Below are 16,310 nucleotides of genomic sequence, written 5' to 3' on the forward strand. Positions count from 1 at the left end.
GATCGTCCTTGGTGTATGCGCGGGCCGGACGAATTGCAAAGCTTCGCTGATCCGAGCCGCTTGCCACAATCTCGCCACATTTCATCCGCACACTGGCCATATCGCATCACTGCTGCCAACGATGCCGGGCTCACGAGGCAAATAGACAATCGAGCACCGCCCCGCATCGACGTGACCGCGACCATAAACGGGGCTGGCCGGGTCTGCTGCGGCGTGCCTTCGATAAACCTGTGAAAGGAGCTTGAGATGATCAGGCAACTGACAGCGGTCGGGGCAGCACTGGGCGCATTCACCACGAGCACGCCCGCCATCGCCGCGCAGTGTGCAGACCGCGAGACGGTCGTGGAGCGGCTGGCCGCCCATTACGACGAACAGCCCACCGCCGCCGGCTTGCAGACGGCGGACGACAAGCAAGCGCTGGTCGAGGTTTGGTCGTCGCGTGAAACCGGGACCTTCACCGTGATGATGACCATGCCCGACGGCAAGACCTGCATCATGGCCACCGGCACCGACTGGCACCAGCAAGGACCGGACGCGCATGTGCTGGGATCGGCCAGTTAGACCGCGCTTGAATTGAAACGTCCGGACCGGGCGTCGCAGCGGGGGCAAGTGTGCATTGCCCGTGGAACGCGCCGGTGCTATCTGCCCTGCAACACGCGATTGCAAGGATTGAACAGATGGCAAAAGACTATGTGGTGAAGGATATCAGCCTCGCCGCTTTCGGGCGCAAGGAACTGGATATCGCGGAAACCGAGATGCCGGGCCTGATGGCCCTGCGCGAGGAATACGGGGCGGAGAAGCCTCTGAAAGGCGCGCGCATCGTCGGCAGTCTGCACATGACCATCCAGACCGCCGTTCTGATCGAGACGCTGAACGCGCTTGGCGCCGATGTGCGCTGGGCCTCTTGCAACATCTTTTCGACGCAGGACCACGCCGCGGCGGCGATTGCCGAGGGCGGCACGCCGGTCTTTGCGGTCAAGGGTCAGACGCTGGAAGAGCACTGGGATTACCTGGACAAGTCGTTCCTGTTCGAGGACGGGCCGAACATGATCCTCGACGACGGAGGCGACGCGACGCTGTATGTCCTGCTGGGTGCACGGGCCGAGGCGGGCGAGGATGTGATCCCGACGCCGACCTCGGAAGAGGAAGAGGTCATCAAGGCCCAGATCAAGAAGCGGATGGAGGCCAGCCCCGGCTGGTTCACCAAGATCCGCGACCAGATCAAAGGCGTCAGCGAGGAGACCACCACCGGGGTCAATCGCCTGTATCAGCTGGTGCGCGACGGGCAGCTGCCCTTCCCCGCGATCAACGTGAATGACAGCGTGACCAAGTCGAAATTCGACAACAAGTACGGCTGCAAGGAAAGCCTCGTCGACGGCATCCGCCGTGCCACCGACACGATGATGGCGGGCAAGGTCGCCGTCGTGATGGGTTATGGCGACGTGGGCAAGGGCTCTGCCGCCTCGCTGAAAGGCGCCGGTGCCCGTGTGATCGTGACCGAGGTCGACCCCATTTGCGCGCTGCAGGCCGCGATGGACGGGTTCCAGGTGACGACGCTGGAGGATGTGGTGAAGACCGCCGACATCTTCGTCACCACCACCGGCAACAAGGATGTCATCCGCATCGAGCACATGCGCGAGATGAAGGACATGGCGATCGTCGGCAATATCGGCCATTTCGACAACGAGATCCAGGTGGCCAGCCTGAAGAACCACAAGTGGACCAACATCAAGGAACAGGTGGACATGATCGAGATGCCCTCGGGCAACCGCATCATCCTGCTCAGCGAAGGGCGTCTGCTGAACCTCGGCAACGCGACCGGACACCCGTCCTTCGTGATGTCGGCCAGCTTTACCAACCAGGTTCTGGCCCAGATCGAGCTGTGGAAGAACGGCGGCGAGTACGAGAACAAGGTCTATATCCTGCCCAAGCATCTGGACGAGAAAGTGGCCCGTCTGCATCTGGACCGGATCGGCGTGAAGCTGACGGAACTGGCGCAAGACCAGGCGGACTATATCGGCGTGCAGCCCGAGGGGCCGTACAAGCCGGAGCACTATCGCTACTGAACGTTAAGGTATTTCGACCGCCGGGATGCCCTGGCGGTCAGCCTCTCGTGCGCAGGTCAATCCCGAGGGCCTGCGCCATCTGGTGAAGAGACACAGGCCCGACGGTGAGTTGCCAAAGCACCTTTCAGACTTTGGTTAAGGCACCTTTACCCGCAGATTGTTCTGCACGTGGGTCACGCCCGAAACGTCGTGGGCGCAATCCTCGGCGCGGCGCTTTGCCCTGCGCGAATCGACCGTCCCGTCCAGCGTGACCTCGCGGTCGCTGACCGAAACCGTGATTTCGCTCGCGTCGACATACGGGTCGTCGGTCAGGCGTTCGTGCACGTCCTCGTCGATCCGCGCGTCGGACCGGACATAGCCCTTGGGGCCGCGTCCGCGGTGGTCCTCCTCGCGCCGGGCGTGGGCTGCCTCATCTCCGAACCAGGAGGCTATCTCATCCCCCGCCCGGTCCAGGAAACCGCGATCCTCGCCCTGTTGATGTTCGGGCAAATGCCGGTCGCGCTGGCGTTCTGCGCGGTCCGGGCGGGCATAGGGGCCGTAGCCGGCACGCGGTTCGTCGAACGGCATCGCGCCGTGGCCGTAACTGTCGGACATCCCGCCCGCGTAACGTCCGGGCGGATCCCGCCATTCGTCACGCTGGCCCCGTGGGCCGTAGCCCGGCCTGTCATCGCTGTGACGGTGCGGGTGATCCTCGGGGTGGTAACCGCGCTGTTCGCCGTTACTGCGGCGTTGCCGATCCTGCAGGCGTTCGTGACGCGCAAATTCCTCGCGTCCCAGATCATCGTAATGTCGTGCCATGGTAATCCTCCTCTCGACCCGACTTCATGTCGGAACGTGGTGTCATGGTGCGGGAACCACGGATCGGTCCGTTTGTTCCCCCCACGGGCCGACCCTGCCCGGCAAGGCGCGGGAAGTCGCCGAAACCCTTCATCAATCCGGGAACATTGCGCCGCACCACCTGTTGAGGTTGGGAATGGAGGCAATTCATGGAACATGATTACAGAGTGAATGTCGGCACCAAGGGGCGCGACGCGGCCCTGATGCTCGGGGCCGGTCTTTTAACGGTGGGGGCGGTGGCATACTGGCAACAAACCCGGACGCCGCCCCGGTTGCCGGGGGTCCCCGACAGCGCGCCCGGGCGAACCAGCCGGCAGAGCCGCTATGGCGACTACGCGGTGTCCGGCCGCAGCGTCACGATCAACCGGCCGATAGACGAGGTCTATGCCTTTTGGCGCGACTTTTCCAACCTTGCCGGTTTCATGTCTCATGTCGAGAAGGTGGAGACCGAGGGCGACATGACCACCTGGACCATCGCCGCCCCCGGAAACCAAAGCGTGACGGTGCGCAGCCGCATCGTCTCGGACCGCGAGAACGAGGAGATCGCCTGGCGCTCGGTGGAGGAGTCGGACATCGACACCGAGGGCAAGGTGATGTTCCGCGAGGCGCCCGGCGGGCGCGGCACCGAGGTAGAGGCCGTCATCGCCTATGTCCCGCCAGCAGGACGCTTTGGGCAGATGATCGCCAAGCTGTTCCAGAGAGAACCGCGCGTTCAGGGGCGACATGAACTCAAGCGCCTGAAGATGTTGATGGAAACCGGCGAGATCACGACCTCGCAAAATCGCAAGACGGATTGAGGAGAGCAAGATGCGAGCGCTGACTTATCACGGAACCCATGACGTGCGGGTCGACACCGTGCCCGACCCGCAGATCGTCAATCCCCGCGACGCGGTGATCGAGGTGACGGCCACGGCCATCTGCGGCTCGGACCTGCACCTGTATGACGGGGTCATCCCCGGCGTGATGCAGGGTGATATCCTGGGCCACGAATTCATGGGCCGGGTTGTCGAAACCGGCCCCGACAGCACGCTGAAGAAGGATCAGCGCGTGGTCGTGCCCTTCACCATCTCCTGCGGCAAGTGCTTTCACTGCATGAAGCAGCAGTATTCGGCCTGCGACAACTCCAACCCGGCCGAGAAGCAGGATCTTACCGAGCCGCTTTATGGCGAGGCATTGTCCGGCCTTTTCGGCTATTCGCACCTCACGGGCGGATACCCCGGCGGGCAGGCGGAATACGTGCGCGTGCCCTATTCCGATATCGGTCCCATCGTCATTCCCGACGGCCCCTCGGACGAGGAGGTTCTGTTTCTGTCGGACATCCTGCCCACCGGCTGGATGGCGGCGGAGAACTGCGACATCGAGGAAGGCGATACCGTCGCCGTCTGGGGCTGCGGGCCTGTGGGTCTGTTCGCGATCCAGAGCGCGCTGCTGATGGGCGCGCATCAGGTTATCGCCATCGATCACTACCCCAATCGACTGGGCCTGGCGCGCAAACTGGGCGCGAAGGTGATAGACTATCGCCGGACCCACGTTCTGGAAGCGCTGCGCGAGATGACGGGTGGTATCGGCCCGGACGCGGTAATCGACGCCGTGGGCATGGAGAGCCACGGATTTTACCCCGACAACGTGATGGATACGGTCAAGCAGAAGGTCGGCATCGGTGCCGATCGCGGCCACGTGCTGCGCGAGGCGATCATGGCCGTCCGCAAGGGTGGGCGCGTTTCCATGCCCGGCGTCTATGGCGGCTTTCTCGACAAGTTCCCCACCGGGGCCTTCATGGAGAAGGGCCTGCAATGGCGCACCGGGCAGACCCATGTGCAGAAATACAGCGAAGAGTTGCTGAAGCGCATCCAGGAGGGCGAGATCGACACCACCTTCCTGATCTCGCATCGCCTGTCGCTCGAAGAGGCGCCGACAGGGTACGAGAATTTTCATTCCAACCAGGACGACTGGACCAAGGTGGTCCTGACGCCTGGAGCGTGAGGAAGCGATCATGGCAGACGAGACCAAGCTTGCGGTCATCACCGGCGCCTCCACCGGCATCGGGCGGGAATTGGCGCGCATCTGCGCGGAGGAGGGGCACGACCTCATCCTCTGCGCCAACGAAGCGAAGCTGGAAGAGGTCGGTGCCGAACTGCGTGACAAGGTCGATGTCGACCTCCTGCACGCCGACCTGGCCACCGAGGACGGCGTGAACGAACTCGTCGCCCATCTGGGCAGTCGGCATGTCGACTACCTGATGGCAAACGCGGGTGTCGGGCTGGGCGAGGCGTTCCTAGATCAGGACTTTGCCGAAATCAGTCGCGTCATCGACCTGAACGTCACCGGCACCACGCTGCTGCTGCACAAGGCGGGCCGCCTGCTCAAGCGGCAGGGGCGGGGCCGCATTCTGGTGACCGGGTCCATCGCCGGCCTAATGCCCGGCAGCTATCAGGCGGTCTACAACGCCACCAAGGCCTATATCGACAGTCTCAGCTACGCGCTGCGTAACGAGTTGAAGGACACGGATGTTTCCGTCACCTGCCTGATGCCGGGTCCGACCGAGACCGAGTTCTTCGACCGGGCCCACATGGAGGATACGCCGGTGGGCCAGGATGATGGCAAGGATGATCCCGCCATGGTGGCCCGAAAAGGATATGACGCCATGATCAAGGGGCAGAGCGGCGTCGTCACCGGCTTCATGAACAAGGTGGAGGCGACCTTTTCCGGGCTGCTGCCAGATACCGTCATCGCGCAGATGCATCGGCGGATGGCCGAACCTGAGGATAGCTGAGACGCAGGCAGAACGCGCCGCACGGTGGATGGCGCGCCAAGCCCGGATGGCTTGACCGTTTTTCCTGACGTATCGCGACACTTCGGACGCATTCAGCTCAATATCGCGAAGACCACCAGTGCTCCGAAGGCAATCAGCAGGAAAGGTATCAGCCATTTCCGCTTTTTGCCTCGGGCAGGTTGGTTCATGCTTACAGGACGAGGGCCGGTTGGACTTGCAGGTCCGGCAGGGCGTTTTTCGATTTCATGTTGACGTGCAGTGCGAACTTCCTCGGGTGTAGGGCTGAACCCGCCCGCTTCTGCATCGGTGCCAAGAGGCGCGGCGGCCGGATCGGGAAATCCGACTTTATCCGCCCCTTCGCCACGATCTATATCGTCCCGCAACTTTGCGGTCGTGTCGTGTGTGTTTTTCTCGGTCAAGGTGGTCTCCTTTCGAACAACGCCCCATCGGGACGCGTCAGGGACGGTCCGAGTACGATCGCCGTTGCCTGTTACGGCGGGCACACGGCCGGGGCTGTCGCTGAGCAGTGAGGCGGTAATTACCGCCTCACTGGCATGGCATGTCGCTCAGGCTTTGGCTTCGAGGTTTCTGGACCGTTCTGCGAGATCGGTCATGAAATCGTCAGACCCATAGATCTTGTCCAGCGCGCCATCGAGCTTCGTCGCGGCATCGTCCAGTTCGAGCGCTTCGGCGAAGGCCTTGGTCGTTCCGAAGCCGGCGATCCCGTAGTGGCACAGCCGCTGGTACTGCGCGATGATCGCGACATCCAGTGCGGCGCCGCTCATGTCGCTGTCGAGCGCGTGCTTGCGGGCCTCCGACACGAGGCCTTCCATCCCTTTGCAGTGCTCCTTTTGCACTTCCGCACCGGCGTCTTCGAGAAGGGATTTCAGAAGGTCGATGTGTTTGCCGATGCCATCCTTCGCTGTATTCAGTCGGTCCGCCAGCTTGCTGTCGGACGCCTTGTCCGCCATGGACGAAACGACGCCCGACATCTGGTCATTCGCGGACCAGAGATCCTGAAGTTCTTCGATATAAAGGTCTTTCAACGTTGTCATCCTGGGCTCCTTTCACGGTCGGCACGGCCGACACGTTGGTTTGAGTTGATGCAGGAAAGCGGCCTCATGGACCAGTTCGCCTGCAGATCGACGTCAGCGAGGATGTTCACTGACGCCTTGTCCGGTTGCAGCCCGCCAGAGTGGGAATCGGGCAATGCTGTCGCCGGAGCCATCGCAGCGGTCTTCGACCGCTCCGAATTCCGAAATCTGTCCAGTCGTTCGATATGGCGCGGCAGGTCCCGCACACTGAAACGCAGGCGGGCGGGCACTTGCGGCGGCCAGACATCGAGCGATCTGCGTTCGACATGGCTGACAAGCCAATCCGCCGGCGGCAGGCAGTCGTCGACCAGGTAATCCGACGCCCCGATGCGCGACCTTAGCGTGTCCGACATGCCTCCGGATGCCCGACCCGAAAGGCGGCAGGAGGCCTGCACGGTCACATCGTCGGCGTGACGCACCCGGCGCCGGGCGGAGCGAAGCGCCCGCACGATCCGACGGTCTTCGCCGCAGGGGATCGGGGCAAAACCGCCAGCCGCAAGGTATCCGCTCTTCGAGAACGCCAGGCTTGCGCCCGCGGCCTCGCCATGCGTCCCGGCGACGTCCGCGCACCCCTGGGCGTGACCGGCGTAGATCTCCTGCACCAGCTTTCTGTAAGTGCTTTCCAGCGATACAAACTGGGGGTTCACGCCATCGAGGATATCTGCCTCGACCGCGATCGGCTCGACCTTGCCGCACACCGCGTCGGACGTCTCGAGATGTGCCAGGTTTCTGGCGAGCCATTGGGGGGCAACGATGCAATCCGCATCGGTCGTCAGCAGGTATCTAAGCGCCGGAATGTGCTGAAGGGCATGGTCACACCCGATACGCCGTGCGGTTCCGACGCCCTCGTGCGGCTCGAGCCTGCGCTGCAACACCGTCAGATCCAGGCCAAGCCTGAGGGCCGCGTCACGGGCCCTGGCAACCGTGCTGTCTGTCGAGTTGTTCACGACCACGATCACGACGACCCTGGCCGAGCATTGTTCGGCCAGCGCGTTCAAACAGTGCGCTATGCGTTTCTCCTCGTTCCGGGCGGGGATGACGATGGCAGTGTCTTTTGCGGGGGCGGGCCTCATGATTGTACCCCCGGCAACCCGCGGTCGATGCGATAACCGTCGGTATGCACCACGCGGTCGAAATCATGTGTGGCCAGCGCCCGCGTGAAAATGGCCAGCGCTTCCTCGCCCTGCAGATCGTTCCCCGTGTCACCCAGCCAGGACACGCAGAGCACCTCTGCCTCAGGCCAGGAGGTTGCGATTGCGCCGGCCAGCGTCTGCAGACTGCCGGAATCGAGAAAATAGAGGATCTCTGACAGGATCAGCAGGTCGAACTCGTCCGCGGGAAGCGGACAGGGAAAGAAGCCGCGGATGAAGCGGGCTTCCGGCACCGTATTGCGTGCGGCCTCGATTGCAACGCTCACCGCATCCATGCCGGTGTAACGGTCGCAGATGTCTACAAGAGTCCGGGCCAGTTGACCGTTGCCGCAGCCCAGTTCGAAGGCTGAAACATAGTGAGGCCGGGACAGGGCGGCCCGTGTTGCGGCGAACTTGGCCTGCTCGTAATCGCTATGCTCGAAATCCCATGGGTCCGGGGTGTCGGCATAGAGCGCGTCGAGATGAGTGCGGCCCACAGCCATCACGGCATCCTCCAGAAGATCTCGTCTTCGGTCAGGAATTTCTCGACGAACCCCGGCGGAAGGGTAAAGCCCGATGGATCGTCGGTGACAACCTGCCCCAGTTGGGTCCGATGTGCGTGGATCGCTGCGTGCTTTTTACCGGTCAGATCACCTGGAGGCAGATATATCGGAGCGCGATGGGCGACGGTCTGCTCGAACTGCGGATCGTGCCAACGACACCAGACAGGATAGCTGTAGAACGTCCAATCGGGGCGTCGGTCGCGCAGTCCGGTCGCGATACGCGCTGTGACCTGATGATCCGCGTGCTGGTCTTCGGCTGCGGGAACGAAGACATGGCGCGCGCCAAGGGTTTCGATGACCAGTTCCAGCCGGGCGGCAACGGTCGTCTCGTCTGCCTGACAAAGGCGACTGTCGGCCATGCCCAGCCATGTCAGATCATGCGCGCTGCCGCCGAGGTGTTCGATGGCCTGGGTCAGTTCGGCCCGTCGCAGTGCCGCCAGCCGCTTGGGTGTCCAGACGCTCGACCCGGGATGGCTTGCACTTCCATCGGTCAGGCAGACGACATGAGCGCCTGCGCCCCTGAAGGCGCGCGCCAGCAATGCGCCGCAGCCCAGGGATTCATCGTCGGGATGCGGGGCCAGGACAACGAGTTTTTCGTGGCCCTGGAAGGCGTCCGGCAACAAAGGCAAGTGCGCGATATTCATCCGAACACCCCCCAGATACGCCCGTCATTTCCAAGGGCCGTTTGCGCGGCACGCTGCAGGAACGCATCCCGGGCGACCTGCCGCAGATAGACCGACAGATCGCGGGCCATGCGACCGGTCTCGGACCCGACCTCGAAATGTTGCAGGCCGATGCTTTGTTCGACCGCCCGAATGGCGTCGAGCCCCACCTCTTCGGTATAGAGCCGGGCGGCAATCGATGTGGCAACGATGTCGTCCTGCGCGATGAAGTGGTCGGCGCTTGCGGCGGCGGCCCGCTCGGTCATTGCCATGCCGGCCCAGGCGCGCATCAGCACGTCCATCAGACGAGCCTTCTGAGCCTCTGCATCCATGCGTTCCGCAGCGCGAAGTTTGGACGCGGCTCTGTCCAGCAAGCCCACGGTGGCGCCAGCCTGCAGCGCGGCGATCCGCCAGACCCCACCGACGAAATGCGGCTCCTTCAGGTAATCGCCGGGGCCGCCGATCCATTCGACCTCATCGGCTGGCACCCCCGTGAAATCGTACCCGCCCGAGGCTGTCGACCGCATCCCCTGCATGTTCCAGGTCGAGGGGTCGGCGCGGGCGGCGTCCGTCACATCGACCAGGGCCAGTCGTACTTCGGGACCAGAGTTAACCGTGACAAGCGCGCGGGTCACGGTACCCAGACCCGAGGCATAACGCTTGTTGCCATCAAGGCGCTTGGCCGTTGCATCCAGCGTCACGGGCACATTGCCATCGGCCCCCCAGACGCCCAGCAAGGCTCCGTCGGCTGTACGATGGGCCGCGTCCCTCTTTTGCGCCTCGGAACCATGGAGGCGAATGAGGTACAGCGCGTTGACATGCCCCTCCCAAAGCCGTCCGACGGACAGATTTGCGGCGCCGACCTGCATGAGCGCGCGAGCGGTGCGGGCCGGATCGGTCGCGCCGTCATCCCTCAGAAGGCCAGCCTGCCGCAGCAGATCGATGGAGCGGCTGATCGGTCGTTTTCCGCGCTCTTCATCCGCGGCGGCGGCCTGAAGGGCCTGTGCTACATCGGGCGGCACCGGTTCGCGGGCATGGGATGGGGACGGCTGGTTTAAAGATGCGAACGTTGTCATGGTCTAAACTTTGCTCATCTGCGGGCGCGTCGGGACGGAATCGAGTAGTCGGGTCCAGTCCCTGGCGACCTTGCTTAATCGAAAGGCCGGGTTGGCGGTGACCTGCGGCGGGGCGTCGCGCCATGCGCGGATGCGCGCGAGGATCTGAGCCGGGTCATGCCCGTCCACCCGCTGATCCGCATCCGCGACGATTTCCGCATTGGCGCCCAGTTCGCCATGCACCACGACGGGCGTGCCGATTGCGTTGGCCTCGGCCAGGACGAGGCCGAATGTCTCTGCAAAGGTTGTCTGGGGGTAAAACAGGCACAGCGCACGGCGCATCTGCCGGATCAGGGACCGGTGTGACAGCGACCCCATGAAAACCACGCCTCTTGGGACCGGGCCGGTGTCCCACCGCAGATAACCGGGATCCGCGACGGCGAGCGTCAGAGTCGGTAAGGCGTCGCGCAGGGTGGCGAATTGTTCGAACACTTCTCCCAGCCCCTTGTGAGGCGAGCTGGCGAACAGCAATCGGTCGCGATTGCGGGGCGTGTCGTCGGGGCGCAGGGCGTCGTCGATCGGATTGCAGATCACGCGGATGCGTGGAGCATTGTCCGCGCCCAGAAAGGCCGCGAGTTCACGCGCGTGGGTGTTGGATACGCAGATGACGGTGATGTCGGCGGCTTTCAGTGCGGCACCCATCTTGCGATTGTGACGACCGGGATAGACGTGCAGCCAGAGGAATACAGGCGTGTCGGGGTGTTGCCTGCGCAGTTTGATCGCCACCTTCCAGCGGTTGATGACGATCAGGGTGGCAGGCTCTTTCGCGGCATCGAGGTCCTGGATGGGCCGCAGCTCTCCCGCTTCGGACAGGCGCCGATCGTCGCGGCCGTTCTGATAATGCGTGATCGCGAAGCGTGAGCCGAGGGCCTTCGCCACCCGCAGCACTGTCGCTTCCGTACCGCCAAGCCCGCCAGAGTTCAGATCCGGCAGATCATAGCCCCTGGCGCTGCAGGGATCGACAATCGCGAGGGGGGCGCATGCGGTCCAGTGTCTTATCGTCTTCATTGCGCGGCCACCTGTTCCGCCGAGACTGGCGCCAGGATTCTTTCCAGTTGCACACAGGTGTCATGCGTTGCCGGGATGTCGCGCCGCCGAAGAAGGTCGGGTCGGCTGACCCAGCTTACGCCAAGCGCCGGGATATCTACCGGCACGGGATCGACCCTGCCGCTGCGCCGCCAAAGATCGACCTTTTCCCAGACCATCTGCCGATCGGCCTTGCGTCTGGAACTATCGTAGTCCGAGATTGCCGACTGCGTCAGGCTGTCGGGCGTCTCGATCTTGGTCAGCAGCAGTTCCGGCACGATCCAGATGATCTCTCCGTTCAGGATCAGCCGATTCCGGAATTCCCGGTCCTCCTCGATACAATCCTCGAACCCGCCAAGCCGACCGAACACGCCGGCACAGAACAGACCCGAGTTGATATGCGTCCAGTCACCGGGAACGCGCGAGCCCATCTGGAGATTGGGAAACACGTCATCCAGCAGGGAGATGTCGCGGCGGATTTCGACGCGGCGCCCGTCGGGCAGGATCATCTCGTGATGTGTCAGTGCCGCACTGACCTGGAGCCACTGACCCGCTGTCTTGCCCGCCAGGTCCCAGTTCAGGCAATCGTCGGCGCCGATGTCCTGGGCCGTCAGGACACGCACCTGATGCAGCACCTTGTCACGGTGGGGCAAGTCGTCGGAATCGTGAAACGTAACCGCATCGCCACCGGTCAGCAGAAGGCCCGCATTCTTGGCGTTGGCGGTGCCCAGGTTGTTGGCCAGCCGGATATAGTTGAAACGTGCGTCGGACAGGAACGGGCGGACGGCCTCTTGGGTGGCGTCGGTGCTTGCATCGTCGATCAGGGTGACACGAATGTTCCACCAGCTTTGATCCAGCGCGGCGCGGATGGCGCCTTGGATCAGGTGCGCCCGGTTGAAGGTCGGGATGACGATATCGACCAGGGGTGCGCGCGGATCGGACGTCATGGCGTGATCACTTTCTTCGGCGCAATCAGCGCCTTTCGATACTTTCGCAGGCTTTGGTCGGTCATCACCGCGGCAGGCAGCGGCAGCATCAGGCAAAATAGTGCCGTGAGGATGAGCGGATTGCTTTGCGGTGCCGTGATCAGAGCGATGAGCGCGGCTGCGAACAGCAGCAGATGACAGGAATGCAGATCTCTGGAGTTCGTGCGGCATGCGCCGGACTTGTCGGTCACGATGAAGGTCAGCGACCCGCCGCAGAACGCATCGAAGGTTGCCTTTGCCGATTGCGGTGCCAGAGCGATACGACAGGCGAGCGCGTGCAGGATCACGCCGGGCGCCAGATGATCGCGCACGCCGCGTCCGATGACCCGCAGGACAATGTCGCAGAGCCCGAGCACGATGACCGCGGCCGCCAGCGTGGGCGCGATGGTCTGATCCCATCCTGCCATCAGCCAGACCAGCAGCATGATGCCGGGCACCAATGCCGGGTTGAACCAGGCTGTCAGTTGCGACAGGATCACCAGACGCTTTGGCAGCAAGAGCGAGCCTGCGGGGGTCATGATCGTCCGGAAGTGACGTAACAAGGTCTGGAAGTTGCCGCTGCTCCAGCGATACCTCTGTTTTTCAAGATCCTTCAAAGACAGCGGCAGCAGGCCCTGGCCCACCACCTGATTGATGAACCGACCGGTAAATCCCGCATCGCAAAGACGTACACCGAGTTCCGCGTCCTCGGTCGTGGTGGCGCCGGACCAGCCGCCTGCGGCAACGAGCGCCGGTTTGGAGATCACACAGAGCGTGCCGGTCAGCAGCACCGCCTCGGCCTCGTCGGCGACAGCTGCGTTGGCTCGGAAATACTCTTCGAGTTCGGCATCTATTCCCGGTGCCGCGGTCGTGGTGGCGACGTAGGATTGCGGGAACTGGACATAGTCCGCTCCGGTCCGATGCAGGGCTTCCGCGGCGCGGCTCAGGAAATCCCGGTGCACGACATAGTCTGCGTCCACCGTCACAACATGGGTCGTATCGGGGCCGGAATGCTTAAGCGCGATGTTGAGAGCACCGGCCTTGGCGCCGCTGACGCCTGTCCGGTGCAGAAACGTGATGCGGTCTGGATGGCTTTTGCAGAAGCGCTCCACCGGTTTCCACAGGGTCGGATCAAGCGTGTTGTTGTCCATCACGATGATCTCGCGGAAATCGGGATGCCAATCCTGATCCAGCAGGGCCCGCAATGTCCGGATGACCATATCGGGCGGCTCGGAGTGGGTTGCGACATGCACCGAGAAGTTGGGTTTCTCAGTGTATTTCCGGGCCGAGCCAATTCGTGCCGGCAGCCGCGCGATCAAGGGTCGAAGGGCGATCAATGTCAGCTGAATGGCGATAATCGCCACGCACACCGTGGCCCCAACCACGGGTATTGCGACCACAAGAATCGATGCTCCCCAGACAGGAGCCAGCCGGCGTTTCATTGAGTATCCTTAAGATGTCGCGTCCGCACACTGCTTTCGCGGAAGGTCGTCGAGGCCAGGCCACTGTCCTCGAAGCATTAACCCGATCCGAGCACAGGTTGTTCCACCCGGGAATCCCGGTAGCGGGAAAGAGCCGACCGACTTCATTGGGGGTCACATCACGCAGTGGTGTCGACCCAAGCGAGCCCTTGCTTTGGGGAACCGAAACCCCGCAGCGACGGTTAAATTCGAGATACGGAAATGAAAGGAAACGCCATGCGCAATAGCGCATTATTGGCACTTGGAACCACGGCATTGGCCTTGGTGTTCGTGGCTACGCGAAACCGCAGGTCTCACTCACCATCCGTCTTGTCCCGACAAGGCTCGGAAAACCGCGTCCGTGTCGCAGGGCCGCGCGAAATGACGGACCCTCCAAGGCAATGGAATATGGTTGATGAGGCGGCGGACGAATCCTTCCCTGCGAGTGACCCGCCTGCGAACTATTAGGGTAAATTCGGATCAGCCTTTATCATCCAGACCAAGTCCAGCTCGAGAGACGTCCTGACGAGAAAGGCCGGCGCGATCCACGCGCCGGCCTCACTCTTTGCGGTCTGGTCGCCGTCAACTGGCGGTTTCCATCCAGGCGCGGTGCCGCCGTTCGTCCGACAGGCCTTTTTCCAGGATGGGCCTCAACTCGGCGCTGGCCTGAGCGTTTTCCAGGGCCTGATCGTAGGCCATGACCGTGTCGTCCTCGTTGGTCTTCATCGCCTTGAGCAAGCTCTCGTCACCGGCAAGATCAGCCAGAGCGACCTTGCCCGTCGTCAACCACTGCTTCATGTCACCTTCCTGAGGCGGGGTGACGCCGATGCTGCTTGCGAAGCGGTCCAGGTCGGCCACGTGGGCCTCGTGCTCCGCCAGGAAAGACTCCATTTGCTGGCGAAATTCCGGCTTGTCGAGCCTCTCGACGGCAGACTGGTAGGCTGCGATGGCGTCGTGCTCGAGCGTCAGCAGATTGCGCACGAGGTCTTCGACGTTGTTCTCAGTTCCGACTGTTGTAGGCATGGTTCTCCTCCGTTTCCTTACTGTTGCTCGGTTTGGGTGCCCGAATGCGGACGGGCCTTGCCAAGGCTGGGCTTCTGGCCGAGCGGCTCGGGTTTGTCGCGCTTGGTGAATTCGCTGCGCCCGTCCAGCGAGGGACCCGAAGTCCAGCGGCCTTCGGGCGTGGGTTCGTCGAGGGAAGTGTTCAGGAAGTAATAGGAATGCTCGGTCGCTTCATGCTCCGTCGGGGTGGAGTTGGGGATCGGCATCTGCGACTCCAGTCCGCCAAGTTCTTCAATGACGGCCATCCACTGCTGCTGGTGCATCGTGTCGCGCGCAATGAGGAAGGACAGCATGTCTTTCATCCCGGTGTCGTCGGTCATGTTGTAGAGCCGCGACGCGAGAACACGTCCACCGCTTTCCGCCGTGACGTTGGCCATCATGTCCGCCGCGAGGTTGCCGGTCGCGTAGACATGGCTCATGTCGAAGGGCACACCGTTGGCATTGACCGGCATCGCGGAAAGCCCCGAAGAAAGGATGTGCCGTGGGTTGGCGCCGCCCATGATCGCGTTGACCACCGGGTCCTTGGCTGCCTCTTCCTGAACCGTAAGGGGTGCGCCCTCGAGGTTGAGCGCGACCGCATGGCCAAGAAATTCGATGTGCGACAGTTCTTCCGTGGCGGTCATCATCAGCATATCGCGGTACTTGTCATCGCCGCGCGCCCCCATGGCTTGGAAGAAATATTGCATTGCGACGCGGATCTCGCCTTCAACACCGCCGATGGCCTGCTGCAAGAACTTCGCAAACTGGGGATCAGGGGTATCGACACGTACTTCGTATTGAAGCTTACTCGAATGATGGAACATCTTCCCTACCTTTCGTTGTACACTCGGCCAACGGACGGCTTTCGGTTCCGTTCCATCCAGGCATCGCTTTAGCGCTATCCATTCCGTCGAGCCTTGCACGAGCCTCGCAGAGGCTGCGGCATTACCCCTTGCCGGTGCTGTTTAATTTCTTGTTGAGACATCGGCAGCGACGGCCAGATAGTTTTCACGGAACAAGTCGATAAATGAGGGTAACGTGGCATGGTTGGCATTTCGGACGATACGAAGTCTTCATCTGATCCGCTGGCGGAGCGCGCCAAACGGGTACTTGCCCGTTGTTGCGAACGTGACCTTACCCTGGCCACCGCCGAAAGTTGCACCGGTGGGCTGGTCGCCGCCCTGGTCACCGACATCGAGGGCTGCTCGCACGCGTTCGACCGCGGTTACGTGACCTATTCAGATGCCGCCAAACACGAGCTTTTGGGCGTGGAGCAGGACTTGCTGCGTCAGAAAGGCGCCGTTTCGAAGGAGGCTGCCATTGCCATGGCTCAAGGTGCGCTGCGGCTTTCGGGCGCGAATGTCGCGATGTCCGTGACCGGGTTCGCGGGACCGGGCGGAGAGGGCGATGAGGAAGGCCTCGTGCATTTCGCTGTGGCCCGGGAGGGAGAGCGCCCGACACATCTGGAAAGATCATTCGGAGCCATCGGTCGGGATCAGATCAGGCAGAGGTCGCTGGAAACCGTACTCGACCTGCTCGAAAGGGTGCTGTGCCCGTGAGCAGTCACGTGTTTCCGTT

General features: G+C 62.7%; 18 protein-coding genes. 6 read left to right on the forward strand and 12 right to left on the reverse strand.

Going from position 1 to position 16,310, the window contains the following annotated elements; translation table 11 throughout:
• Positions 1-246: 246 nt before the first annotated feature.
• Together ACSQ76_RS00545 and ahcY are read left to right on the forward strand one after the other, a co-directional pair.
• Positions 247-561, forward strand: coding sequence for a hypothetical protein (locus ACSQ76_RS00545; protein WP_437155031.1), 315 nt, complete (start codon positions 247-249; stop codon positions 559-561).
• 116 nt (positions 562-677) lie between these two features.
• Entirely contained in the window at positions 678-2,066 is a 1,389-nt protein-coding gene (gene ahcY / locus ACSQ76_RS00550) for an adenosylhomocysteinase (RefSeq protein WP_437155032.1), read from the forward strand.
• 135 nt (positions 2,067-2,201) lie between these two features.
• Here the strand turns inward: ahcY and ACSQ76_RS00555 are convergent, their stop codons facing one another.
• Entirely contained in the window at positions 2,202-2,864 is a 663-nt protein-coding gene (locus tag ACSQ76_RS00555; RefSeq protein WP_306127221.1) for a BON domain-containing protein, read from the reverse strand.
• A 188-nt stretch (positions 2,865-3,052) separates the two neighbouring features.
• Between ACSQ76_RS00555 and ACSQ76_RS00560 the strand changes: the two genes are divergently transcribed.
• The 3 genes from ACSQ76_RS00560 to ACSQ76_RS00570 are packed head-to-tail and all read left to right on the forward strand — an operon-like array spanning position 3,053 to position 5,676.
• Positions 3,053-3,700 (forward strand): SRPBCC family protein, encoded by a 648-nt coding sequence (locus tag ACSQ76_RS00560; protein ID WP_306127220.1) that lies wholly within the window; start codon positions 3,053-3,055, stop codon positions 3,698-3,700.
• Between the two features lie 10 nt (positions 3,701-3,710).
• On the forward strand, positions 3,711-4,886 hold the full coding sequence (locus ACSQ76_RS00565; protein WP_437155033.1) for a zinc-dependent alcohol dehydrogenase: 1,176 nt from the start codon (positions 3,711-3,713) through the stop codon (positions 4,884-4,886).
• A gap of 10 nt (positions 4,887-4,896) precedes the next feature.
• The gene (locus ACSQ76_RS00570) at positions 4,897-5,676 is read left to right on the forward strand and encodes an SDR family NAD(P)-dependent oxidoreductase (RefSeq protein ID WP_437155034.1); all 780 of its coding nucleotides are present in this window, start codon (positions 4,897-4,899) and stop codon (positions 5,674-5,676) included.
• Positions 5,677-5,768: 92 nt separating this feature from the next.
• Here the strand turns inward: ACSQ76_RS00570 and ACSQ76_RS00575 are convergent, their stop codons facing one another.
• The 11 genes from ACSQ76_RS00575 to ACSQ76_RS00625 form a co-directional block, all read right to left on the reverse strand.
• The gene (locus tag ACSQ76_RS00575; protein ID WP_437155035.1) at positions 5,769-6,095 is read right to left on the reverse strand and encodes a hypothetical protein; all 327 of its coding nucleotides are present in this window, start codon (positions 6,093-6,095) and stop codon (positions 5,769-5,771) included.
• Between the two features lie 147 nt (positions 6,096-6,242).
• Entirely contained in the window at positions 6,243-6,731 is a 489-nt protein-coding gene (locus ACSQ76_RS00580) for a ferritin-like domain-containing protein (RefSeq protein ID WP_437155036.1), read from the reverse strand.
• Entirely contained in the window at positions 6,728-7,843 is a 1,116-nt protein-coding gene (locus tag ACSQ76_RS00585; RefSeq protein ID WP_437155037.1) for a glycosyltransferase, read from the reverse strand. The genes ACSQ76_RS00580 and ACSQ76_RS00585 overlap by 4 nt, the downstream gene beginning before the upstream one ends.
• Positions 7,840-8,403 (reverse strand): class I SAM-dependent methyltransferase, encoded by a 564-nt coding sequence (locus ACSQ76_RS00590; protein ID WP_437155038.1) that lies wholly within the window; start codon positions 8,401-8,403, stop codon positions 7,840-7,842. Before ACSQ76_RS00590 ends, ACSQ76_RS00585 begins: the two co-directional genes overlap by 4 nt.
• Entirely contained in the window at positions 8,403-9,107 is a 705-nt protein-coding gene (locus ACSQ76_RS00595; protein ID WP_437155039.1) for a PIG-L deacetylase family protein, read from the reverse strand. The genes ACSQ76_RS00590 and ACSQ76_RS00595 overlap by 1 nt, the downstream gene beginning before the upstream one ends.
• Positions 9,104-10,201, reverse strand: a complete 1,098-nt coding sequence (locus tag ACSQ76_RS00600; protein ID WP_437155040.1) for an acyl-CoA dehydrogenase — start codon at positions 10,199-10,201, stop codon at positions 9,104-9,106. Before ACSQ76_RS00600 ends, ACSQ76_RS00595 begins: the two co-directional genes overlap by 4 nt.
• A 3-nt stretch (positions 10,202-10,204) precedes the next feature.
• Positions 10,205-11,128: a glycosyltransferase gene (locus ACSQ76_RS00605; protein ID WP_437155041.1), complete on the reverse strand. Its 924-nt coding sequence runs from the start codon at positions 11,126-11,128 to the stop codon at positions 10,205-10,207.
• A gap of 116 nt (positions 11,129-11,244) precedes the next feature.
• Positions 11,245-12,213, reverse strand: coding sequence for a glycosyltransferase family 2 protein (locus ACSQ76_RS00610; RefSeq protein WP_437155042.1), 969 nt, complete (start codon positions 12,211-12,213; stop codon positions 11,245-11,247).
• Positions 12,210-13,673 carry a glycosyltransferase family 2 protein gene (locus ACSQ76_RS00615; RefSeq protein WP_437155043.1) on the reverse strand — a complete coding sequence of 488 codons (1,464 nt, stop codon included), beginning with the start codon at positions 13,671-13,673 and terminating at the stop codon, positions 12,210-12,212. The genes ACSQ76_RS00610 and ACSQ76_RS00615 overlap by 4 nt, the downstream gene beginning before the upstream one ends.
• 600 nt (positions 13,674-14,273) lie before the next feature.
• Positions 14,274-14,714 carry a DUF892 family protein gene (locus tag ACSQ76_RS00620; RefSeq protein WP_306128793.1) on the reverse strand — a complete coding sequence of 147 codons (441 nt, stop codon included), beginning with the start codon at positions 14,712-14,714 and terminating at the stop codon, positions 14,274-14,276.
• Positions 14,715-14,731: 17 nt separating this feature from the next.
• A complete protein-coding gene (locus tag ACSQ76_RS00625) occupies positions 14,732-15,556 on the reverse strand; it encodes a manganese catalase family protein (protein ID WP_437155044.1) in 825 nt (274 codons plus the stop codon).
• Positions 15,557-15,775: 219 nt separating this feature from the next.
• Between ACSQ76_RS00625 and ACSQ76_RS00630 the strand changes: the two genes are divergently transcribed.
• Positions 15,776-16,291: a CinA family protein gene (locus tag ACSQ76_RS00630; RefSeq protein ID WP_437155045.1), complete on the forward strand. Its 516-nt coding sequence runs from the start codon at positions 15,776-15,778 to the stop codon at positions 16,289-16,291.
• Positions 16,292-16,310 lie beyond the last annotated feature (19 nt).

The organism is Roseovarius sp. B08 (assembly GCF_051417955.1).
In the GTDB taxonomy this organism is placed as follows: Bacteria; Pseudomonadota; Alphaproteobacteria; order Rhodobacterales; family Rhodobacteraceae; genus Roseovarius.